The organism is Micromonospora sp. NPDC005686 (genome assembly GCF_042871665.1).
GTDB lineage: Bacteria > Actinomycetota > Actinomycetes > Mycobacteriales > Micromonosporaceae > Micromonospora.
Window position 1 is genome coordinate 589787 of the sequence record NZ_JBIAIY010000003.1, and the last position, 20005, is coordinate 609791.

Consider the following 20005-nt stretch of genomic DNA (forward strand, 5'->3'; position numbering starts at 1 on the left):
GTCCGGCAGTCAGCGTTGCCCGGGCAGCGCCGGCAGGGGCGCACCGGCCGGCTCGCAGAAGGCGGCCATCCGCTTGACCAGTTCCTCCGGGTCGGCGTACGGGTCCAGCCCGCGGACCTCGTCCGGATCCAGCTCGGGCACCGCGACGTGGGAGATCAACGGGTGCAGCGGGCGGCTGTCCACCTCGTCGGCGCCGAACAGGTGCTCGTGCAGCTTCTCGCCCGGGCGCAGGCCGGTGAACACGATCTCCACCGGCCGGCCCGCCTCGGCGGCCAGCCGGCGTGCCACGTCGGCGATCCGGACCGGCTCGCCCATGTCGAGCACCAGCGCCTCGCCGCCCCGGCCGATCGTCGCGGCCTGGAGCACCAGGTGCACCGCCTCCTGGACGGTCATGAAGTATCTGGTGACCTCGGGGTGGGTGACGGTGATCGGCACGCCGGTCCGGATCTGCGCCTGGAACGCGGTGAGCACCGAACCTCGGCTGCTGAGCACGTTGCCGAACCGGACGCTGAGGTATCTGCCGTCGAGCCGCTGCGCGTGGTAGGCGGTCAGCCGCTCGGTGATCCTCTTGGAGTAGCCCAGGACGCTCGCCGGGTTGGCCGCCTTGTCGGTGGAGATGTTCACGAACTCGGCGACGTCCCGGCACGCCTCCAGCACGTTGAGCGTACCCAGGATGTTGCTCTTGATCGCCTCGCCGGGGTGGCGCTGGAGCAGCGTGAGGTGCTTGAGCGCCGCGGCGTGGAACACCACGTCGGGCTGCCGGTCGGCGACCACCCGGGCGATGCCCTCGGCGTCGCGGATGTCGGCCAGGATCAGCTCCGGCCCGTCCAGCAGCGCGCGCCCGTGCAGGGACATCTGCAACGCGTGCAACGCGGACTCGTCGCGGTCGAGCATCATCAGCTCGTCCGGCTCGCAGCGGGCGATCTGCCGGCACAGTTCCGAGCCGATCGACCCGCCGGCGCCGGTGACGAGCACCCGGCGGCCGGCCAGCCCGCCGCGCTCCACGCTCAGCTCGGCCACCCGGTGCGCGCGGCCCAGCAGGTCGGTGGGCTGGAGGTCGCGGACGTCGGTGGCGGCCACCGGGCGGTCGAGCACCTCGCGCACCGGCGGCAGGACCTTGAACGCCGCACCGGCCTCCAGCGTGCGGGTGCGCACGTCGCGCAGCAACCGCGGGTCGGAGCCGCTCATCGAGAAGATGACGGTGCTCGCCCGGGTGGTCCGGACGGCGGCGCCTACCTGCTCCCGGCCGCCGAGCACGCGCAGGCCCTCCAGCCGCAGGCCGCGGCTGTCGGGGGCGTCGTCGAGCAGTCCCACCGGCTGGTAGCTGCTGTCCGGGTCGTGCAGCAGCACCCGGACGAGCCGCTCGCTCGCCGCGTCCACCCCGTAGACCAGGCAGCGTTCGGCGTGCCGGGCGGTGGTCGGCCGGCGGTCGGCGTGGGCCCGCCAGAGGCCACGGGCGGTCGCCATCACCACGAGCGCCACCGCGCCGCCGACCAGCGGCGTGCTGGCCGGGACCGGGTGCTCTGCCCACGGCAGCAGGGTGGCGAAGCCGGCGGCCGCGACGAGCGCGACGGTGACGGCCAGGCCCTGCGCGTCGCCGGCGCTGCCGATCGGATACCTGCCGTAGATCCGGAACCGCAGCAACGTGAGCACGGCGTACAGCGCCGCGCAGGCCAGCGCCAGGCCGAGGGTGCGGAGGCTGACCGCGGCGGTGAGGTCGAACTCGTACCGGGTCCAGGCGGCGCCGAGAAAACCTCCGCACCACGCGGCCGTGTCCAGCGTTAACAGGGAGGAGGTGGCGGCGCGGTGGGTGATCCGGCCGGAGGGTTGTACGGGGGTGATCGCGTCACGATCCATGTGCTGTCCCTGCATCCTATCCGTATTGAAAGGATTAGACCGTCTATGCCTGTCCGGTCGTTTACTGTCGTCTCATCACGCGAAGTCGTGAATGGGCGATTCGATCCTGGCACGGTTACTGGGGTATTTAGGGGGCTTTCGTGCAGTTTCATGGGCAGACCGGCGTGTCGCGAGGGGGGGCGTGATGGACGTTCTCGGCTACCTGCGGCTGGTCCGACGCCGCTGGTGGATCGTGCTGGTGGTGGTGATGCTCGGTCTGGGCGCCGCCGCGCTGGTGACGGTCCGGACGGCGCCTCGGTACGAGGCCTCGGTGACGTTCTTCGTCACCACGCCCAGCCAGGGGGTCACCGACGCCTACCAGGGCAGCCTCTTCCTCCAGCAGCGGGTGAAGTCCTACGGTGACCTGCTCACCAGCGACCGGCTGGCGCAGAGCGTGGTCGCCGACACGCCGCTCGGCCTCACCGCCGACCAGGTGCGCAGCCGGATCAGCACCGCCACCACGACCGGCACGGTCCTGCTCAAGGCGACGATCACCGACACCGACCAGACCCGGGCGCTGAAGACCACCGAGACGCTCGCGACGAAGTTCACCGAACTGGTCCGCAAGGTCGAGACGCCACCGGACGGCAAGGCCCCACCGATCAAGATCGAGGTGGTGAGCGGCCCGCGCGTCACCTCCAGCCCGGTCTCACCGCAGCCCACCCGCAACCTGGTCCTCGGTGGTGTGCTGGGCCTGCTGCTCGGCGCCGGCCTGGCCGTGCTGCGCGGGCTGGCCGACGTCCGGATGCGCGACGGCGCCGCCCTGCAACGGGTGACCGGCAGTCCGCTGCTGGGCGAGGTCCCGTACGAGGCAAGCGCGCGGTCGGCGCCGCTCATCGTGGGCGACGCGGCCACCTCGGCCCGCGCCGAGGCGGTCCGCAAGCTGCGCACCAACCTGCGCTTCGTGGACGTGCACGAACCGGCCCGGGTCATCGCGGTGACCAGCGCGGTGCAGGGCGAGGGCAAGACCACGATGGCCTGCAACACGGCCATCGCGCTGGCCGAGGCGGGCTGGCGGGTGCTGCTGATCGACGCCGACCTGCGCCGCCCGAAGGTCGCCGACTACCTCGGGCTCGACGGCGGCGTCGGCCTCACCGACGTGCTCGTCGGCGACGTCCAGGTCGGTGACGTGGTGCAGCGCTGGGGGGAGAAGTCGATGCTGGTGCTGCCCAGTGGCGCCACCCCGCCCAATCCGAGCGAGCTGCTCGGCTCCAAGTCCATGGCGGACCTGCTGGTCGCGCTGCGGGACTCGGCGGACATCGTGGTCATCGACACCGCCCCGCTCCTGGCCGTCACCGACGGCGTGGTCGTGGCCGTGCAGGCCGACGGCGCGCTCCTGATCACCCAGCAGGGGCGTACCTCCCGCAGTCAGGTGGCCGCGGCGGCGCACGCGCTCCGCTCGGTCTCGGTACGCCTGCTCGGCTGCGTGCTCAACATGGCCAAGGTGGGCAAGGCGGACGCCTACCAGTACGAGGCGTACAAGGTGGTCCTGCCGCCCGCGGCGCCCTCCGTGCCGGCCGACCGGGCCGGTACCCGCCGCGGCGCGAAGGCCGTGGGCGACCGGACGCAGGAACTCACCCGGCTGTCGCGATGAGCGCGAGCACGGGCCGGATCGACCGCTCGATCTCCTCGGCGCAACGCCGGAAGTCGGCGGGCGAGCCGCCGATCGGATCGCGCAGGTCCTCCGCGTCGGGGGCGGCGGGTTGCAGCCGCCCTCGGGCGCGGACGGCCGCCGACACCGCCGCTCGCAACGGCGTGCCGGCCTCCGCCTCGGCGGGCCGGGCGGCGGTGGCCAGCCGGGCGAACTGCCGCAGCGTGAACGTCCGGGCCAGCGCGGCCGGGGCCAGCGCGGTGCAGGCCGAGCGTTGCCGGCGGGTCGCGGTCAGCACCAGCGCGGCCCTGGTCAGGTGCTCGGGGCGGAGCCGGCGGGTGCGGAAGCCCGCCGGGTCCGCGCCGGTCCGCGCGGTCACCTCGACCGCGTACGGGTGCATGGCCGCGCCGTCGATCGCGTCGGTGCCCGCGCTGGCCACCGCCAGCGGCAGGCCGGCCAGCATCCGGCGGGCGATGAACTCGGCCATCGGTGACCGGCACATGTTCGCGTGGCAGACGAACAGGACCTCGTCGACCATCTGCACCCCTCTCGTCGGCGCGGCCGCGACGGAGGGCGCCGCGACGGCGTTCTTCCGGCGGTCGCGGCCGGACGCAGAGGGGATGCGGGAATGGTACGCGGCGCGGCGCCCGGCCGTCCGGCAAGCCGCGCCGGGAGCGCGGCCATGAGGGTCGGCATCCTGTCCTACCACTTCCCGCCGGAGCCGGCGTTCATCCCCGGCAGCCTGGCCGAGGAACTGGTGGCCCGGGGCCACGAGGTACGGGTGCTCACCGGTTTCCCGGACTACCCGGGCGGCCACGTCTATCCCGGCTGGCGGCAGCGCTGGCGGCACCAGACGCAGAGCGAGCGGCTGACCGTGCGCCGGGTGCCCCGGTACGCCGCTGGTGACGGTTCCGCCCGTGCCCGTACCGCGAGCTGGCTCTCCTTCGCCGCCGGTGCCGCGCTCGCCGGCCGGGGCCTGCTGCGCGACGTCGACGTGCTCTACGTCCACGGCCACCCGGCGGTCACCTTCGCGGCGACCGGGCTGCTGCGGCTGCTCGGCCGTACGCCCACCCTGCTGCACGTACAGGAGGTCTGGACGGAACGGGACCGGCGCACGGCGCCGGACAGCGGGTGGCCGGCGCGGCTGGAGACCGCCACCGGGCGCCTGTACCGGGAGGCCGCGGTGGTGGCTGTCGGTTCGCCGGCCATGGCGGATCTGGTCCACGCCGCCGGCGCCGATCCGGGCCGGGTGCGCACGGTGCCGAACTGGACCGACGAGCGTGTCTTCCGACCCACCCAGGCCGGTCCGGCGGTGCGGCGGCTGGTCCGCCGGGACGACCGCTGCGTGGTGATGCACGCCGGCACGATCGGCGCGCGCCAGGATCTGGAGACGGCGGTCCGGGCGGCGGCGGCGCTCGGCGACCGGATGGACCTGGTACTGGTGGGCTCGGGTCCCGCGGAGCGGCAGGTACGTGGGCTCGCCACCGATCTCGGCGCGGCGAACGTCCGGTTCCTGGAACGACGGTCCGCTGTGGACATGCCGCAGCTCTACGCCGCCGCCGACTACCAGCTCGTGGCGCAGCGGGATCTGCCGGAGCTGCGCGGACGGGTGCCCGGCAAGCTCCAGGCCGCGCTGTCCTGCGCCGCGCCGGTGGTCGCCGCCGCAGCGGGGGAGACGGCGGAGCTGGTGGAGCGGGCCCGCGCCGGCCTGTCCTGCCCGCCGGAGGACTGGGCCGCGCTGGCCGACCGCTTCTGGCTGGCCGCGGCGATCCCGTCGGCCGCCCGGACCGACATGGGCAGGCGGGGCCGCGACGCGTACCTGCGGGACATGGCGATGCGGACCGGTGTGGACCGGATCGAGGCGCTGATGCACGAGGCGACTGAGCGGGCGCCGAAAAGAACAAAAGCCGCGAAGAGCGACTAACCCCGCATGAAGCCTTGAACGGGCACTTACTCGTGCTAAAAACCACTCGACCGCGCATTGTGTCCGATTCGACCGACAGGCAGGGGGAGATCCGTGACCGAAGCTGGGACCACGCCCGGGCGGCGGCGCCGCTCGCGACGGCGCCGGCGCGCGCGGATCCGCCGGATCCTGCTGACCGGGCTGGTCGTGGTGTCGGTGCTGCTCAGCGTCGGCGGTTGGGTCGCGTTCCGGGGCTGGCAGGCCCGGGCCCACCTGGTCAACGCCGCCGGGCTGGCCAAGGAGCTCAGTGCCCAGGTGCTCGACGGCGACGTGGTCCGGGCCCAGCGCACGCTCGCCGCCTTGCAGGAGCAGGCCGCCGCCGCGCGCGGCGCCACCGGGGATCCGGCGTGGTGGGCCGGCCAGCAGACCCCGTACGCGGGCGGCAACCTGGCCGCGGTCCGGCAGATCTCGGTGGCGGTCGACGACCTGGCCCGGCTCGCGTTCCCCACGCTGCTGCGGGTCGACCTCGCCTCGCTGGTGCCCAAGCAGGGCAGGCTGGACCTGGCCCGGTTGCGCGCCGTCTCGGCCGAGGTCTCCGCCGCCGACCAGGCGGTTCGCAGGACCGCCGACCGGCTCCGGCAGGTGACCACCGACGACCTCGTGACGCAGGTACGCGACGCGGTCACCGCGCTGCGTGCGGAGCTGGACCAGCTCGGCGAGCTGACCTCGGCGGCTGATCGCGGGGTGCGGCTGCTGCCGCCGCTGCTCGGCGCGGACGGACCGCGCAGCTACCTGCTGATCTCGCAGAACCCGGCCGAGTTGCGCGCCACCGGCGGCATGTTCGGCGCGTACGCCGTCCTGCGCGCCGAGGACGGCCGGATCAAGCTGGTCAAGCAGGGCAGCTCGTCGGACATGGGCTTGTTCGACCCACCGCTCACGACAGACGCGGAGACGCGGCGCCTCTGGGGGGACCTTCCGGGCATCTATCCGGCGGACGTGAACCTCAACCCGGACTTCCCGGCCGCCGCCGCGCTCTACCGGGACATGGTGCGCCGCCGGATCGGCACCACAGTGGACGGCGTGTTGGCGGTGGACCCCGTGATGCTGTCGTACCTGCTCGGCGTCGTGGGGCCGGTGGCCGTGCCGGACGGGCCGTCGCTGGCGGCGAGCACCGCGGTGCGCACGCTCCTCAGTGACTCGTACCGGGACCTCGGCACCGACGCCCAGGACCGGTTCTTCGCCCGGGCCGCCTCGGGCGTGTTCGACTCCCTGTTCACCAGGGCGGTGGATCCGCGTGCGCTTTTGACCGTTATTGCCCGTTCGGTCCATGAACGCCGGATATTGTTCTGGAGTGTCCGATCCGAGGAGCAGCGCGCACTGGCCGGCAGCGGGCTGGCCGGTCAGCTCCCGGCCAAGGACACCACGCCGACCGTCGGCGTGTTCCTCAACGACGGCAGCGGCGCGAAGCTCGGCTACTACCTCAGGTTCTCGGCCACCGTGACGGTCGGTGAATGCCAGCCGGACGGACACCGCGAACTGAAGCTGCGGGTCACGGTGCACTCCACCGCCCCGAGGTCGGGCCTGACCGAGTCGGTCACCGGGCTGGCCCTGGCCGGCGACAAGTACACCGCGCGCACCTTCGTCTCCGTGCACACGCCCACCGACGGCGCCGTCCTCACCGGCCGGTTGGACGGGCGGGACACCGCGATGGGCAGCGGCACCGACGGCCGCCGCCAGGTGGCGGTGGCGCAGGTGGACACCCGCCCGGGGCAGACCAGGACGCTCGACGTCACCGTTCTCACCGGCCAGACCGGCGCCGGGACGGCCGAACTGGTGCACACGCCCACCGTCACCCCATGGACCACCCAAGTAGTCAACGCATCAAGCTGTGAACAGTAGGAGGGAAACCATCATGCGGCTATCCCGCATCATCATGGCGCTCACGGTGGGCCTGGCCGTCGCGGCCGCGCCGACCGCAGCCGGGGCGGCGCAGTCGCACCCCCCGGTCTACCCGCCCCACCACGGCGCGTGGCTGACCGTCTCACCGCACACCATCTGCGTCGGCGAGACGTTCACCCTGAGTGGCTCGAACTTCGCGCAGAACGAGACGGTACAGATCGCCGTGGAGATCTCCGGTCGGCCCGTGGCCGCCCCCGCCGAAGGGGCCGCGCGGCGCAGCGACGGCAGCACCGTGGCGATGGCACCGGTCGCCTACACGCCCGGCCGCGCCCAGCCGCAGCCCGCGCCGACCACGTTCACCGTGACGACCGACGCCAGCGGCAACTTCACCACCACCTACCGGCCGGACCGGCCGGGCCGGTACACGTTCACCGCCACCGGCAAGCGAACCGCCAGCGCCACCGGTATCGTCCGGCCGCCGCGGCCGACCCCATCGCCGCACCACGGCGGACTGCCGGTCACCGGTGACAGCGTCGGCACGCCGCTGAAGCTCGGTGGGGGCCTCGCCGCCGCCGGCGCGGTGCTGCTGCTGGCCTCCATGGCCTGGCGCCGCCGTCGCCTCGGCTGATCCGAGGCGCGCCGGGCACGACCCGTCCCGCACGTGAGTGCCCGCCGGACCCGGTCCGGCGGGCACTCACGTGTCCGCGCCACGCGACACAATGAGCCATGGACGCGACACCGTGGACCGACCCGGCCGGCCTGCTCACGCTGCCCGGCGGCGCCACCGTCCGCGGGCGCCGGATCGCCGGGCCCGGTTCACCGGCCGACTTCGCCCTGCTGCTGGCACCCGGTCCCGAGCCGGCCTGGCCGTCCCGGCGAGTCCGCTGGCCCGACTTCTGGATCCCGTCCGACCGCGCCGACGCCCTGGACGCGTTGCGGGAGGCGTGGCGGCGCGCGTACGCGGGCGAGCGGGTCGAGATGGCCTGCCACGGCGGCGTCGGGCGCACCGGCACCGCGTTGGCCGCCCTCGCCGTGCTGGACGGGCTGCCGCCCGCGCGGGCGGTGGCCTGGGTCCGGTCCCGCTACCACCGGCGCGCGGTGGAGACGCCGTGGCAGCGGTGGTGGCTGCGCGGCGTGCGCTGAGACCCGCGCCGGTCACCGAGCGGGGCCACGCGATCGGCACGGCGTCACGACACCGGTGAGCCGTTCCGAGCCGATCATCGGGCTCGGTAGGGTGCCTCCTCATGACAGCCCGGGTCCTGGCCGCCGCCACCGCCGTCACCCTGCTCGCCACCGGGGCACCCGCCCCGGCCGCGACACCCGCCACAGTCGCCGCCCCGGGCGCCGCTCCCGCCACCACGCCCTGCCCGCGCCTGCCCGCGCCGAAGGTCAGCCGGCCGCCCCGGCCGACGCCGCCGCCCTCGACGCCCGAACAGCAGGCGGTGGGCGGCGCGGCGCTGGCCGGCGCCGGGCTGGCCATGCCCCCGGGCAGCCCCGCGCCCCCGGCGGTCACCGCCACCACCTGGCTCGTGGCCGACCTGGACACCGGCGCGGTCCTCGGCGCGTGCGGCGCGCACCTCCCCGGCACCCCGGCGAGCACCCAGAAACTGCTGCTGGCCGCCACCATGCTGAGCCGGCTGGACCCGAAGCAGGTAGCCGTGGCGACCCGGGACGACCTGGACATCGAGCCGGGGAGCTCGGCCGTCGGCCTGCTCGTCGGCGGGCGCTACAGCGTGGCGACGCTGTGGCTGGGTCTGCTGCTCCAGTCCGGCAACGACGCCGCGAACATGCTGGCCCGCCTCGGCGCGGGCAGCGCGCAGGCCGGCGTCGCCGAGATGAACGCCGAGGCCCGCCGCCTCGGCGCACGGCAGACGCACGCGGTCACCCCGTCCGGACTCGACGGTCCCGGCCAGTTCACCACCGCGTACGACCTGGCGCTCATCGCGCGCGCCTGCTTCGCCGACGCCGCGTTCCGCCGGTACGCGCGCACCGAGCGCACGCAGATCCCGGCCCAGCCCGCGCTGAAGAAGGGCGGGTTCCAGATCCAGAACGAGAACCAGCTCATCTACCGCTATCCCGGCGCGCTCGGCGGCAAGACCGGCTTCACCGAGCTGGCCCGGCACAGCTACGTCGGCGCCGCCCAGCGCGACGGACGCCGCCTCGTCGTGACGCTGCTCGGCGGCGAGGCCCGCCCGGTGCGCGGCTGGCAGCAGGGCGCCCAGCTCCTCGACTGGGGCTTCCGGTTGCCCCGGGACGCCTCGGTCGGCCGGCTGGTCGAGCCGGGCGAACCGGCCGCCGAGGCGGTGGAGCCCCGGCAGGCGGCGGCCGCCGAACCCACCCGTACCCCCGCCGAGCCCTGGCGGGGGCCGGCCGGTACGGCGCTGCGCCGCATCGGCGACGGGGACTGGCGGATGATCGTGCCGGTCGCCGGTCTGCTGGCCCTCACTGTCGGCGGAGTGGTCGCGGTGCTCGCCGCCCGCCGGGGCCGGCCCGGCCGACGTGGGCGTCGCCGCGCCTGACCCGACACGGGCCGATGACCCTACCGCCTGGCAGCGGCGCCGAGGCCCGAATCCCGGAGCCGGTGACCCGTTCGGGTCGGCGTGGCTAGCGTGCGGGTCATGAGGACCTGGGGATCCTTCGTGGCGCTGGCCGCCGCCCTGCTGCTGCCGGCGTCGGCGACACCCGCGGTGGCCGCCGTCCGCGCGCCCGTACGCCGGCTGCCGTCCGCGCCGCCCTGCCCGAACGTGCCGGCCCCGGCGACCCGGCCGCCCCAGCCGCCGCCGGCGCCCGACCCGGCCGCGCGGGGCGTCGGCGGCGCCGCGCTGGACACCACGGGTCTGGTCGTCCCGCCCGCGTCGACCGCGCCGCCGGCGGTGACCGCCACCTCCTGGGTGGTCGCCGACCTGGACAGCGGCGCGGTGCTGGGCGGCTGCGGCCCGCACGAGTACGGGGTGCCCGCGAGCGTGCAGAAGCTGCTGCTGGCCGCCACGATGCTGCCCCGGCTGGACCCGAACCGGGAGGTGACGGTGACCGCCGGCGACCTGGCAGTCGAGCCGGGCAGCTCGACGGTCGGGCTGGTCGAGGGCGGGCGCTACCGGATCGAGACGATCTGGCTCGGCCTGCTGCTGCGCTCCGGCAACGAGGCGGCGAACGCGCTGGCCCGCCTCGGGGGCGGCCCGGACGGGCTGGCCGGCGGGATCCGAGCGATGAACGAGGAGGCGCACCGGCTCGGCGCCCGGCAGACGCACGCGGTCACCCCGTCCGGGCTGGACGGGCCGGGGCAGTTCACCAGCGCGTACGACCTGGCGCTCATCGCGCGGGCGTGCTTCGCCGACCCGGCGTTCCGGCGGTACGACACCACCCGGACCGCGCCGATCCCGGCCCAGCCGGCGCAGCGGGCGAAGGGGTTCGCCATCTCCAACGACAACATGCTGCTGGACCACTATCCGGGCGCGCTCGGCGGCAAGACGGGCTTCACCGACCTGGCCCGGCACACGTACGTCGGCGCGGCCGAGCGCGGCGGGCGGCGTCTCGTGGTCACGCTGCTCGGCGCCGAGGTGACCACCCAGCGCGGCTGGCAGCAGGGCGCGGCGCTGCTGGACTGGGGGTTCGCCCAGCCCCGCGACGCCTCGGTGGGACGGCTGGTCGAGCCGGGGGAGCTGGACCGGGCCGCGCCACCGGCGGGCGGGGCGGCCTCGGCCTTGGCCGGGCACGCCGGCCTGCGCGGCGGCGGGGCGGCACCCGGACCACGGCCCGGCCCCGGAGTGACGGTCGCGGTGGGCGCGGTGCTGACGGCCGGGGGAGCGCTGCTGCTGGCCCGGCGCCGCCGCAACGCCGCAGCCGTCGCCATGTCGACCGGGCCGGCCCTGCGGGAGCCGGAAATTCCGGAACAGGAGTGAAAGCGGCGGCCCGGATCAGCGGCAGGCGGGCCCCGCGGTGCTGTCCCGCACCACGAGTTCGGTCGCCAGCTCGACCCGGGGCGAGTCGATCTCCTCGCCCTGGGCCAGCCGCAGCACCGTGCGGGCGGCGAGCCGGCCCATCTCCACGAGCGGCTGGCGCACGGTGGTCAGCGGCGGTGAGGCCCACCGCGCCTCGGGCAGGTCGTCGAAGCCCACCACGCTCACGTCGTCGCAGACCCTCAGCCCGCGGCGGCGTATCGCCTCGTACACCCCGAAGGCCATCTGGTCGCTGGCGGCGAAGATGGCCGTGGGCGGGTCGTCGAGGTCGAGCAGCGCACCACCGGCGGTGAACCCGGACGCGTGGTAGAAGTCGCCGGGCTGCACCAGCCGGTCGTCGGCGGTGACCCCGGCGGCGGCCAGCGCGGCCCGGTAGCCGTCCAGCCGGGCCCGGCTGCACAGCAGGTGCGGCGGGCCGGCCACGAAACCGATCCGGCGGTGGCCGAGCTTGAGCAGGTGCTCGGTGGCGGCCAGGCCGCCGGTCCAGTTGGTGGCGCCGATCGCCGGCACGTCGGTGGAGGCCACGCCGGCCGCCGGGTCGACCACCACCACCGGCACGTTCAGGCGCCGCAACTGGGCCTGCACGGGCGGGCTCAGGTGCGAGGTCACCACGATCACGCCGTCGGACGCGCGGGCGCGCAGGTTGTGCAGCCACTGCCGGGTGGAGCTGGACTCGCGGTGGATCGCCGAGACGACGGTGCCCACCCCGGCGGCGTGGCTGACGTCCTCCACACCGCGGATGATCTCCACGGCCCACGGGCTGTCCAGGTCGTTGAAGACCAGGTCGACCAGGTCCGCCCGGCGCACCGTACGGCTGCCCCGGCGCCGGTAGCCGTGGTGGCGCAGCAGCTCCTCGACCCGTTCCCGGGTGTCCGGTGCGACGTCGGAACGCCCGTTGAGCACGCGCGACACGGTCGGGACCGAGACGCCGGCCTCCCGTGCGATCGCGGTGATGGTCACCCTGCGCTCGTCGTCCGCGCTCACCCGTGTTCCCTTCGCCGGCTGCCGGAACCGACCGGTAGACCGTCCCGCCCCACGCACATCTTGCCGTACGGCGAGGGCTTGACGACAGGCCGGACCGGCCCTAGCGTTCGCACGAGTTGCGGAAACGTTCCGGAAACGTGCCAGTCACCTCCGGCGGCTCGCCGTCCACCCCCGACGAACGACGAGGAATCCGAGGCGTGTTCACCGACCTTGCCGAGGCCGGACTCCGTGCCTACCGCAGCGACCTGCGCGAGCCGCCGGACTTCGACGCCTTCTGGGCTGACACGCTGGCACAGGCGCGCTCCTGCGGTGACCCTGTGTCGGTGACCCCGCTGCCCACGCCGCTGGCCGGGATCGACGTGTTCGACGTGACCTTCCCCGGCTTCGCCGGCCAGCCGATCCGAGCCTGGCTGCGGGTGCCGCGCGGGGCGACGCAGCCGCTGCCCACGATCGTGCAGTACGTCGGGTACGGCGGCGGGCGCGGCCACGCGCTGGAGAACCTGCTCTGGTCCGCCGCCGGCTTCGCCCACCTCCAGATGGACACGCGCGGCCAGGGCTCGGGGTGGAGCCGGGGCGACACGCCGGACGTCGCCGCCGGCGGACCGCAGGCGCCGGGCATGGCGACCCGGGGCATCGAGGACCCGAACCGGTACTACTACCGGCGCTTCCTCACCGACGCGGTCCGCGCCGTGGACGCCGCGTGCGAGGTGCCGGCGGTGGACAGCGACCGGATTGCCGTCCTCGGGCACAGCCAGGGCGGCGCCGCAGCCCTCGCCGCCGCCGCGCTGGCGCCGAAGGTACGCGCGGCCGTCGCGCTCGTGCCGTTCCTCTGCGACATCCCGCGCGCGATCACGATCACCGACGCCGCGCCGTACCGGGAGATCCGCGACTACCTGGCCGTGCACCGCGACCGCGAGGAGCAGGCGCTGCGCACGCTCGGCTACGTCGACGGCGTCGCGTTCGCCCGGCGCGCGAGCGTGCCGGCCCGCTTCTCCGTCGCGCTGATGGACGAGATCACGCCGCCGTCCACCGTCTACGCCGCCTACCACGAATACCGGGGAGACAAGGACCTGACGGTGTGGCGGTTCAACGGCCACGAGGCGGGCGGCATCGACGACGACGCCGCCGCCGTCGACTTCCTCCGTACCGTCCTGGGCGGCTGACCAGCAGTTCCGCCGATGCCGGCGCGCCAGGGCTGGTAGACACGGCGGGTGGGCACCGGCAGACGCGCGACGGCGGTACTGGCCGTCGCGGCCACGCTGCTCGCCGCCGCCTGCCAGCGGCCCGCGCCGTCGCCGTCGCCGTCCGCGCCGCCGTCACCCACGCCGACCGGCCCGCGCGCCCCGGCGGACTTCGTGGATCTCGCCACCGTCGACCCCACGGTCCGCACCGACATCCGGTACGCGGGCCCGCACAACTTCGTCGGCCGCCCGATCGACGGGTACGCCGAGCCGCGCTGCCTGCTCACCCGCCCGGCGGCGCAGGCGCTGCACCGGGTGCAGACCGCCGCGCTCGCCGGCGGGCACAGCCTCAAGGTGTACGACTGCTACCGCCCGCAGCGCGCGGCGGACGACTTCGTCGCCTGGGCGAAACTCCCCGGCGAGCAGCGGATGAAGGGGGAGTTCTACCCCGCCGTGCCCAAGGACCGGCTGTTCGCCGACGGCTACATCGGCGCCCCCACCGCGCACAGCCGGGGCAGCACCGTCGACCTGACCCTGGTCCCGGTCTCCGCCGCCGCGCAGCCCGCGTACACGCCCGGCCGGCCGCTCGTGCCGTGCACCGACCCGGCCGGACGGCGCTTCGCCGACGACTCGATCGACATGGGCACCGGGTTCGACTGCTTCGACCCGCGCGCCCACACCGCCGACGCGCGGATCAGCGACACCGCCCGCGGCAACCGCGACCTGCTGCGCCGGCTGATGTCCGCGCAGGGCTTCGAGAACTATCCGCTGGAGTGGTGGCACTACCGGTACGTCGACGAGCCGTACCCGGACACCTGGTTCGACTTCCCGGTGGCCGGTTCGTCGCTGCGGTGACGCGGTCGTTCCACCATGATCGGTTGCGGCTAGGCTGGGCGCTCATGGACACCGAACGGATCGGCCCGCCGCTGCTCGCCGACGAGCGGGAGTCGTTGCGCGCCTTCCTCGACTTCCACCGGGCCACGCTGGCCCTCAAGTGCGAGGGGCTGACCGGCGAGCAGTTGCGCCGGGCGGCGTCGCCACCGTCCACCCTGTCCCTGCTCGGCCTGGTCCGGCACATGGCCGAGGTGGAGCGCACCTGGTTCCGCCGGGTCATCGCCGCCGAGGACGTGCCGCTGGTGTGGTCGGACAGCGGCGACTTCCAGCAGGCGTACGACGCCCGCGACGCCGACGTGGCGGAGGCGTTCGAGGCGTGGCGGCGGGAGATCGAGCACGCCCGGCGCATCGAGCGGGAGGCCGCCTCGCTCGACGTGACCGGTCACCAGGCGCGCTGGGGCGAGGACGTCTCGCTGCGCCTGGTCATGCTGCACATGCTGCACGAGTACGCCCGCCACAACGGGCACGCCGACCTGATCCGGGAGGCGATCGACGGCACCGTGGGCGTCTGAGCGAGCCCGGTCAGCGCCCGCGCAGCGGCAGCCAGGCGAGCACGTCGGAGATCCGCGCGTCCCAGTACGCCCAGTCGTGGTCGCCCGGACCGAAGTCGACGGTGACCGGCACGTCGCGTTCGCGGGCCACGTCGAGGAACCGCAGGTTGTCCTCGTACAGGAAGTCCTCGGTGCCGCAGGCGACGTAGAGCGCCGGCAGGTCGTCGCCGGAGCGTTGCAGCAGCCCCACCGTGTCGTCGTCGGCGGGCACCGGGCCGTCCCCCCAGACGGTGTGCCACACCGCCGGGTCGACCGGGTGGGTGGGATGGTGACGGCGGCGCGTCACGTCCAGCGCGCCGGACAGGGTGGCCGCCGCCGCGAACCGTTCCGGGTGGCGCAGCGCCCACTTCACCGCCCCGTAGCCGCCCATCGACAGGCCCGCGACGAACGTGTCGTCCCGGCGGGTCGACAGCCGGAAGAACGACCGGCACACCTCGGGCAACTCCGCGCTGAGGTACGTCCAGTAGCGGTTGCCGTGGACCTCGTCGCAGTAGAAGCTCCGCTGCACCTGCGGCATGACCACGGCGAGCCCCAGCGGCGCGACGTACCGCTCGATCGAGGTGCGCCGGGTCCACACGGTGTCGTCGTCGGTCAGCCCGTGCAGCAGGTAGAGCACCGGCGGGTCACCGCCGGCGGCGGCCCCCGGCATGCCGATCCCGGCCGCGCCGTGGTCGGGCAGCAGCACCGTCATCGAGGTGCCCATGCCGAGCGCCTCGGAGAAGAAGTCACAGCGGATGTGCGCCATGAGGCGGCAGCGTACCCGGAGGGGTTCGATGAGGGCGTTCCTCTTGCCCCGGGCGGTCGGGCGGGACAGGATGGCCGTGCGTGCCGGAAACGTGTTCGTAACCTGCGCGCTGCTGGTCTCTGTCACAAGGAAGTGGGAGTCAGGCATGAGCGACGTGTCCGCCGCACTGGGTGTGCGCCTCTACCCGGACCTGGTCGAGCCGGGCGGTCTCGCGCCCGCGCTCGTGGCGACGGCCGCCGCGCACCAGCTCGACGTCGGCGACGTGACCGCGCCCGAGCAGGGGCGCAGCCGCTTCACCTGCGCCGAGATGACCTCCGCCCGGGGCGTCGTCTGCGTCAGCCTCGGCTCGCAGGCCCGCTACTTCATGATCGATTTGCGGGTGGACGGCGACGTCCAGGCCCGGGGCGACGCCACCGACCTGCTCCAGGTCGCGCAGGTGGCCGCCGCCTGGCGGGCCGGCATCACGCTCGCCGAGCTGACCGCGCGTTACCCGTTCATGGAGGAGATGCGCCGCCATCCGGTGGCGCAGGCCGGCTGACCACGAAGGAATATCGTGTTGCCGCCCGAGTGCGGCGGTCGTACCGTGAGCGGGCAACGTCGATCTGATCCAGGGGAGCGCACCGTGTCGCAGCAGAACCGCACCCGCGCCGAGCGGCAAGCGCCGCGCGCCGGTGTCCTGCTGCCCGAACCGGGCGCGGGCCGCCGCTGTGGCGAGTGGCAACCAGGGTGGTGGCGCGTCTAGCGCCGGCGCGACGATCCGCGCGAACCGCCCGCCCCGACACCGGAGCCGGGCGGTTCTCCGTGTCCGGGGCGTTCCTGCCGACGGCGCCGCGCCGTCCAGGGGCCGTTGGAGCAACTGGCAGCTCACCCGGCTCTCATCCGGGAGGCTACGGGTTCGAGTCCCGTACGGCCTACGTCGAATGGACACGAGCAAGGAGACGACGATGGGTTTCACCCCGCTGGCCGGTACCCGGGCGCCGGTCCGGGTCTGGACCGACCCGTACGCGATCGAGGCGCAGGCGGCCCGGCAACTGCGCAACATCGGCGCGCTGCCGTGGGTGCAGGGCGTCGCGGTGATGCCGGACGTGCACTTCGGCAAGGGCGCCACTGTCGGCTCGGTGATCGCGATGCGGCAGGCCGTGTCGCCGGCCGCGGTCGGCGTGGACATCGGCTGCGGCATGTCCGCGGTACGGACCTCGCTGACCGCCGCCGACCTGCCCGACGACCTCGCGCCGCTGCGTTCGGCGATCGAGGCGGCGATCCCGGTCGGCTTCGCGATGCGCGACGACGCGGTCGACCCGCGCCGGGTCCGAGGGCTGGAGCAGGCGGGCTGGGACGACTTCTGGCGGCGGTTCGGCACGCTGGACCGGAAGGTCGCGCAGCTCCAGACGCGGGCGCAGCGGCAGCTCGGCACGCTCGGCGGCGGTAACCACTTCATCGAGGTCTGCCTGGAGCAGGGCGGCCCGGACGACGGCCGGGTCTGGCTGATGCTGCACTCCGGCTCCCGCAACATCGGCAAGGAGTTGGCCGAGCGGCACATGGCGGTGGCGCGCGGGCTGCCGCACAACACCGGCCTGCCGGACCGCGACCTCGCGGTGTTCCTCGCCGGCACGCCCGAGATGGAGGCGTACCGGCGGGACCTGTGGTGGGCGCAGGAGTACGCCCGGCGCAACCGGGCGGTCATGCTCGCCCTGCTGAGCCAGGTGGTCCGGGAGGCGTTCCCGCACGTCGGCTACGACGAGCCGATCTCCTGCCACCACAACTACGTGGCGGAGGAGAGCTACGACGGGGTGGACGTGCTGGTGACCCGCAAGGGCGCGATCCGGGCCGGCAAGGGCGACCTGGGCATCATCCCCGGCTCGATGGGCACCGGCTCGTACATCGTGCGCGGTAAGGGCAACCTCGACGCGTACTGCTCGGCGTCGCACGGCGCCGGGCGGCGGATGTCGCGGGGGCAGGCGAAGCGGACGTACAGCACCGCGGACCTGGCCGCGCAGACCGCCGGGGTGGAGTGCCGCAAGGACGCCGGGGTGGTGGACGAGATCCCCGGCGCGTACAAGGACATCACCGAGGTGATGGCCCGGCAGGAGGACCTGGTCGAGGTGGTCGCCCACCTCAAGCAGGTCGTCTGCGTGAAGGGCTGAGTGATGGGGCCGGCGTCGAGGGGGCGCCGGCCCTACCGGGTACGCCGGGCGACGCGCACGCCGACGGCGACCGCGCCGATGACGAGCAGCGCGGACAGGAGTTGGAGGCCGGGGGAGTCGTCCGCCTCCCCGTACACGAAGCCGGCGACGCCGAGCGCGACGGCGAGCAGGGCCACGGCGGCGGCCAGGTATCTCATCACTCCTCCTCGTCGGCGACCCATTCGAGCAGGTCGCCGGGCTGGCAGTCGAGCACCCGGCACATGGCCTCCAGGGTGCTGAACCGGACGGCCTTGGCGCGGCCGTTCTTGAGCACGGCGACGTTGGCCGGGGTGAGCCCGACGCGCTCGGCGAACTCGCCGACGCTCATCTTGCGCTTGGCCAGTTCGACGTCGATGCGCACGACGATCGGCATCAGATCACCGCTTCCATGTCGGTGCGCAGCGTGGTGGCCTGGCGCAGCAGCGCGCGCAGGACGACCATCAGCAGCCCCAGCACGCTGACGCCGGTGACCAGCAGGAACAGCAGCAGCGGCAGTCCGGGGTCGTCGGCGTTGAAGCCGACGTAGAGGAACACGCCGACGAGCACCACCCAGGCGGCGGCGACCGCCCAGACGATCCCGTCGACCCAGCCCAGGGACGCCTCGGTGAAGATGCGGTCGCGCTTGACCAGGGTGAGCAGCTGCCAGGTGCAGACGATCACCACCTGCACGCACAGCACCCAGAAGATCGTCACCGCGGTGGCGGGCCATCGCAGGTACGCCATGTCCGGGTCTTCCCGGGCCATGTGTGCGAACTGACCGGGCAGCGACATGGTCTGGAACAGCACCAGGATCGCGAACAGCAGGACCAGGAATGCGCGGAGTGGTGTCACCGCGCGTGTAGCAGTAAGCATGCATCGACTATCGCGCGGAACCTATCGAAAGTCAATCGGTACCGCTCGCGCGGCGGTCGATGGCGTAGCGGACGTGGACGGCGTACCGCGAGTGGTGCACCGCGCGGATCTCCAGATCGACGTCCCGGTCGAAGCCGTCGAAGAGCCGCTTCCCGTGACCGAGGATCACCGGCGCGGTGGACAGGCCCAGCTCGTCGACCACGCCGGCCGCGAGCGCCTGCCGGATGACGTCGGCGCCCCCGCCGATGACCACCGCGCCGTCACCGGCCGTACGCCGGGCCGCCGCCAGCGCCGCGTCGAACCCGTCGACCATGAGGAAACCGGCGCTCGGATCGGGCTGGTCGGCGGTGCGGTGGGTGAGCACGACCAGAGGCGCCTGGAACGGGTTCCGGCCGCCCCAGGCGCCGGCGGCGTCGTACATGCCCCGGCCGCACAACGCGGCGCCGACGCCCGCCAGCAGTTCGTCGAAGTACGCGCGGTCCTCGTCGGTCATGCCGGTGCCGGGTTCGCGTGGCGAGTCGTACGTCCACGGTCCGCCCATCACCCAGTGGTGCAGCCGCTCGCCGCCGACGCCGAGCCCTTGGCCCGCGTGGTCGTCCGGACCGGTGACGTAGCCGTCCAGGGACACGGTGACGAATGCCCGCACCCGGCCCCGCGCTTCGCTGGTGCTCATGTTTCCTCCCGGAGATCGGAGAACAACGACTCAGGGAAGACCGCGCACCGGCCCCGGACTCATCGCCGCCTTCGGTCCGGCGTCAGCCGTACACCGGATGTTCGGCCTGGAACGCCAGCCGGCGGTCCGCGCCCGCGGCCAGCTCGGCGAGCACGTCGTCCAGCTCCAGGAACGTCTGCCAGCGCTCCTGGCCGGTGATGGCGGCCAGCCGGTCGACCACGAGCTGCTCCAGATCGGTGACCCGGCGGCCCTTCCACACCTTGTCGGCGAGGCTGACCAGCAGGTCCTCCAGCTGCACGCCGGGGGAGTGCCAGGCAGCGTGGGTGACGGCGAAGCGGGCCCGCTCCTCGGGTACGCCGAAGCGCAGCAGCAACTGGTAGCCCGCCTCCTCGTGCGCGGAGCCCGGGCCGGTCAGCTCGGCGGGATGCTCGACCTTGCCGAAGTCGTGCACCGCCGCGCCGAACAGCACCGCCTGCCTGTCGAACGGCACCGCGGCGAACCGGTCGGCGAACGCGGCGGTCAGGTGCCAGGCGACGTCGTGCACCAGCCGCAGGTGCGCGCCCAGGCGCGGCGGGGCGGCGACGGCGGCCAGCAGCTCGACCGCGACGCCGGGCAGCGGGAGCAGCGGCGGGTCACCCGGCTCGGTGAGGGCGTGGCGCAGGGCGTCGGAGGTCATCGGAGCGAGCGTACCGGTCCT

Annotated in this window: 21 protein-coding genes and 1 tRNA gene; 13 read left to right on the forward strand and 9 right to left on the reverse strand. The window is 74.2% G+C overall.

Annotation, left to right across the window (positions count from 1 at the left end):
* Positions 1-9: 9 nt before the first annotated feature.
* Positions 10-1857, reverse strand: coding sequence for a polysaccharide biosynthesis protein (locus ACFYON_RS09845; protein ID WP_354863530.1), 1848 nt, complete (start codon positions 1855-1857; stop codon positions 10-12).
* Positions 1858-2041: 184 nt separating this feature from the next.
* Here ACFYON_RS09845 and ACFYON_RS09850 point away from each other — a divergent pair, with 184 nt between their 5' ends.
* Positions 2042-3490 carry a polysaccharide biosynthesis tyrosine autokinase gene (locus tag ACFYON_RS09850; protein WP_354863528.1) on the forward strand — a complete coding sequence of 483 codons (1449 nt, stop codon included), beginning with the start codon at positions 2042-2044 and terminating at the stop codon, positions 3488-3490.
* Here ACFYON_RS09850 and ACFYON_RS09855 read toward each other — a convergent pair.
* Positions 3471-4025, reverse strand: a complete 555-nt coding sequence (locus tag ACFYON_RS09855) for a low molecular weight phosphatase family protein (RefSeq protein ID WP_354863526.1) — start codon at positions 4023-4025, stop codon at positions 3471-3473. The genes ACFYON_RS09850 and ACFYON_RS09855 overlap by 20 nt on opposite strands.
* A gap of 144 nt (positions 4026-4169) precedes the next feature.
* Here ACFYON_RS09855 and ACFYON_RS09860 point away from each other — a divergent pair, with 144 nt between their 5' ends.
* The 6 genes from ACFYON_RS09860 (at position 4170) to ACFYON_RS09885 (ending at position 11188) form a co-directional block, all read left to right on the forward strand.
* The gene (locus ACFYON_RS09860; RefSeq protein ID WP_354863524.1) at positions 4170-5411 is read left to right on the forward strand and encodes a glycosyltransferase family 4 protein; all 1242 of its coding nucleotides are present in this window, start codon (positions 4170-4172) and stop codon (positions 5409-5411) included.
* Between the two features lie 93 nt (positions 5412-5504).
* The gene (locus ACFYON_RS09865; RefSeq protein WP_355096521.1) at positions 5505-7289 is read left to right on the forward strand and encodes a DUF4012 domain-containing protein; all 1785 of its coding nucleotides are present in this window, start codon (positions 5505-5507) and stop codon (positions 7287-7289) included.
* Between the two features lie 13 nt (positions 7290-7302).
* Positions 7303-7917: a hypothetical protein gene (locus tag ACFYON_RS09870; protein ID WP_355096519.1), complete on the forward strand. Its 615-nt coding sequence runs from the start codon at positions 7303-7305 to the stop codon at positions 7915-7917.
* A 98-nt stretch (positions 7918-8015) separates the two neighbouring features.
* Positions 8016-8432, forward strand: a complete 417-nt coding sequence (locus ACFYON_RS09875) for a protein phosphatase (protein WP_354863518.1) — start codon at positions 8016-8018, stop codon at positions 8430-8432.
* Between the two features lie 101 nt (positions 8433-8533).
* Entirely contained in the window at positions 8534-9808 is a 1275-nt protein-coding gene (locus ACFYON_RS09880) for a serine hydrolase (protein WP_357707904.1), read from the forward strand.
* Between the two features lie 99 nt (positions 9809-9907).
* The gene (locus tag ACFYON_RS09885) at positions 9908-11188 is read left to right on the forward strand and encodes a D-alanyl-D-alanine carboxypeptidase (RefSeq protein ID WP_357707902.1); all 1281 of its coding nucleotides are present in this window, start codon (positions 9908-9910) and stop codon (positions 11186-11188) included.
* A gap of 15 nt (positions 11189-11203) precedes the next feature.
* Here ACFYON_RS09885 and ACFYON_RS09890 read toward each other — a convergent pair whose 3' ends face one another.
* Entirely contained in the window at positions 11204-12229 is a 1026-nt protein-coding gene (locus ACFYON_RS09890; RefSeq protein WP_357707900.1) for a LacI family DNA-binding transcriptional regulator, read from the reverse strand.
* Positions 12230-12426: 197 nt separating this feature from the next.
* Between ACFYON_RS09890 and ACFYON_RS09895 the strand changes: the two genes are divergently transcribed.
* The 3 genes from ACFYON_RS09895 to ACFYON_RS09905 are packed head-to-tail and all read left to right on the forward strand — an operon-like array spanning position 12427 to position 14816.
* A complete protein-coding gene (locus tag ACFYON_RS09895) occupies positions 12427-13392 on the forward strand; it encodes an acetylxylan esterase (RefSeq protein ID WP_357707898.1) in 966 nt (321 codons plus the stop codon).
* 48 nt (positions 13393-13440) lie between these two features.
* Complete coding sequence (locus ACFYON_RS09900; protein ID WP_387320710.1) at positions 13441-14265, forward strand: M15 family metallopeptidase; 825 nt, start codon at positions 13441-13443, stop codon at positions 14263-14265.
* Positions 14266-14309: 44 nt separating this feature from the next.
* Positions 14310-14816 (forward strand): DinB family protein, encoded by a 507-nt coding sequence (locus tag ACFYON_RS09905; protein WP_354863507.1) that lies wholly within the window; start codon positions 14310-14312, stop codon positions 14814-14816.
* Positions 14817-14826: 10 nt separating this feature from the next.
* Here ACFYON_RS09905 and ACFYON_RS09910 read toward each other — a convergent pair whose 3' ends face one another.
* Positions 14827-15600, reverse strand: coding sequence for an alpha/beta hydrolase (locus ACFYON_RS09910; RefSeq protein ID WP_387320712.1), 774 nt, complete (start codon positions 15598-15600; stop codon positions 14827-14829).
* Positions 15601-15745: 145 nt separating this feature from the next.
* Here ACFYON_RS09910 and ACFYON_RS09915 point away from each other — a divergent pair, with 145 nt between their 5' ends.
* The 3 genes from ACFYON_RS09915 (at position 15746) to ACFYON_RS09925 (ending at position 17744) form a co-directional block, all read left to right on the forward strand.
* Positions 15746-16138, forward strand: coding sequence for a hypothetical protein (locus ACFYON_RS09915; protein ID WP_354863504.1), 393 nt, complete (start codon positions 15746-15748; stop codon positions 16136-16138).
* Positions 16139-16441: 303 nt separating this feature from the next.
* Positions 16442-16514 (forward strand) — tRNA-Glu (locus tag ACFYON_RS09920).
* 30 nt (positions 16515-16544) lie between these two features.
* Positions 16545-17744, forward strand: coding sequence for an RtcB family protein (locus tag ACFYON_RS09925; protein ID WP_354863502.1), 1200 nt, complete (start codon positions 16545-16547; stop codon positions 17742-17744).
* 32 nt (positions 17745-17776) lie between these two features.
* Here ACFYON_RS09925 and ACFYON_RS09930 read toward each other — a convergent pair whose 3' ends face one another.
* From ACFYON_RS09930 to ACFYON_RS09950, 5 genes are all read right to left on the reverse strand, one after another.
* Positions 17777-17941: a hypothetical protein gene (locus ACFYON_RS09930; RefSeq protein WP_354863500.1), complete on the reverse strand. Its 165-nt coding sequence runs from the start codon at positions 17939-17941 to the stop codon at positions 17777-17779.
* Positions 17941-18156 carry a helix-turn-helix transcriptional regulator gene (locus ACFYON_RS09935; RefSeq protein WP_354863498.1) on the reverse strand — a complete coding sequence of 72 codons (216 nt, stop codon included), beginning with the start codon at positions 18154-18156 and terminating at the stop codon, positions 17941-17943. The genes ACFYON_RS09930 and ACFYON_RS09935 overlap by 1 nt, the downstream gene beginning before the upstream one ends.
* The gene (locus ACFYON_RS09940; RefSeq protein WP_116506070.1) at positions 18156-18635 is read right to left on the reverse strand and encodes a DUF2975 domain-containing protein; all 480 of its coding nucleotides are present in this window, start codon (positions 18633-18635) and stop codon (positions 18156-18158) included. The genes ACFYON_RS09935 and ACFYON_RS09940 overlap by 1 nt, the downstream gene beginning before the upstream one ends.
* Before the next feature lie 31 nt (positions 18636-18666).
* Complete coding sequence (locus ACFYON_RS09945) at positions 18667-19308, reverse strand: dihydrofolate reductase family protein (RefSeq protein ID WP_354863496.1); 642 nt, start codon at positions 19306-19308, stop codon at positions 18667-18669.
* An 82-nt stretch (positions 19309-19390) separates the two neighbouring features.
* Positions 19391-19984 carry an HD domain-containing protein gene (locus ACFYON_RS09950; protein ID WP_354863494.1) on the reverse strand — a complete coding sequence of 198 codons (594 nt, stop codon included), beginning with the start codon at positions 19982-19984 and terminating at the stop codon, positions 19391-19393.
* Between the last annotated feature and the right edge of the window lie 21 nt (positions 19985-20005).

Coding starts and splice junctions, on each gene's coding strand:
- ACFYON_RS09845 (WP_354863530.1), bottom strand. CDS start 1,857: ATGGATCGTGACGCGATCACCCCCGTACAACCCTCCGGCCGGATCACC.
- ACFYON_RS09850 (WP_354863528.1), top strand. CDS start 2,042: ATGGACGTTCTCGGCTACCTGCGGCTGGTCCGACGCCGCTGGTGGATC.
- ACFYON_RS09855 (WP_354863526.1), bottom strand. CDS start 4,025: ATGGTCGACGAGGTCCTGTTCGTCTGCCACGCGAACATGTGCCGGTCA.
- ACFYON_RS09860 (WP_354863524.1), top strand. CDS start 4,170: ATGAGGGTCGGCATCCTGTCCTACCACTTCCCGCCGGAGCCGGCGTTC.
- ACFYON_RS09870 (WP_355096519.1), top strand. CDS start 7,303: ATGCGGCTATCCCGCATCATCATGGCGCTCACGGTGGGCCTGGCCGTC.
- ACFYON_RS09875 (WP_354863518.1), top strand. CDS start 8,016: ATGGACGCGACACCGTGGACCGACCCGGCCGGCCTGCTCACGCTGCCC.
- ACFYON_RS09880 (WP_357707904.1), top strand. CDS start 8,534: ATGACAGCCCGGGTCCTGGCCGCCGCCACCGCCGTCACCCTGCTCGCC.
- ACFYON_RS09885 (WP_357707902.1), top strand. CDS start 9,908: ATGAGGACCTGGGGATCCTTCGTGGCGCTGGCCGCCGCCCTGCTGCTG.
- ACFYON_RS09905 (WP_354863507.1), top strand. CDS start 14,310: ATGGACACCGAACGGATCGGCCCGCCGCTGCTCGCCGACGAGCGGGAG.
- ACFYON_RS09910 (WP_387320712.1), bottom strand. CDS start 15,600: ATGGCGCACATCCGCTGTGACTTCTTCTCCGAGGCGCTCGGCATGGGC.
- ACFYON_RS09915 (WP_354863504.1), top strand. CDS start 15,746: ATGAGCGACGTGTCCGCCGCACTGGGTGTGCGCCTCTACCCGGACCTG.
- ACFYON_RS09925 (WP_354863502.1), top strand. CDS start 16,545: ATGGGTTTCACCCCGCTGGCCGGTACCCGGGCGCCGGTCCGGGTCTGG.
- ACFYON_RS09930 (WP_354863500.1), bottom strand. CDS start 17,941: ATGAGATACCTGGCCGCCGCCGTGGCCCTGCTCGCCGTCGCGCTCGGC.
- ACFYON_RS09935 (WP_354863498.1), bottom strand. CDS start 18,156: ATGCCGATCGTCGTGCGCATCGACGTCGAACTGGCCAAGCGCAAGATG.
- ACFYON_RS09940 (WP_116506070.1), bottom strand. CDS start 18,635: ATGCTTACTGCTACACGCGCGGTGACACCACTCCGCGCATTCCTGGTC.
- ACFYON_RS09945 (WP_354863496.1), bottom strand. CDS start 19,308: ATGAGCACCAGCGAAGCGCGGGGCCGGGTGCGGGCATTCGTCACCGTG.
- ACFYON_RS09950 (WP_354863494.1), bottom strand. CDS start 19,984: ATGACCTCCGACGCCCTGCGCCACGCCCTCACCGAGCCGGGTGACCCG.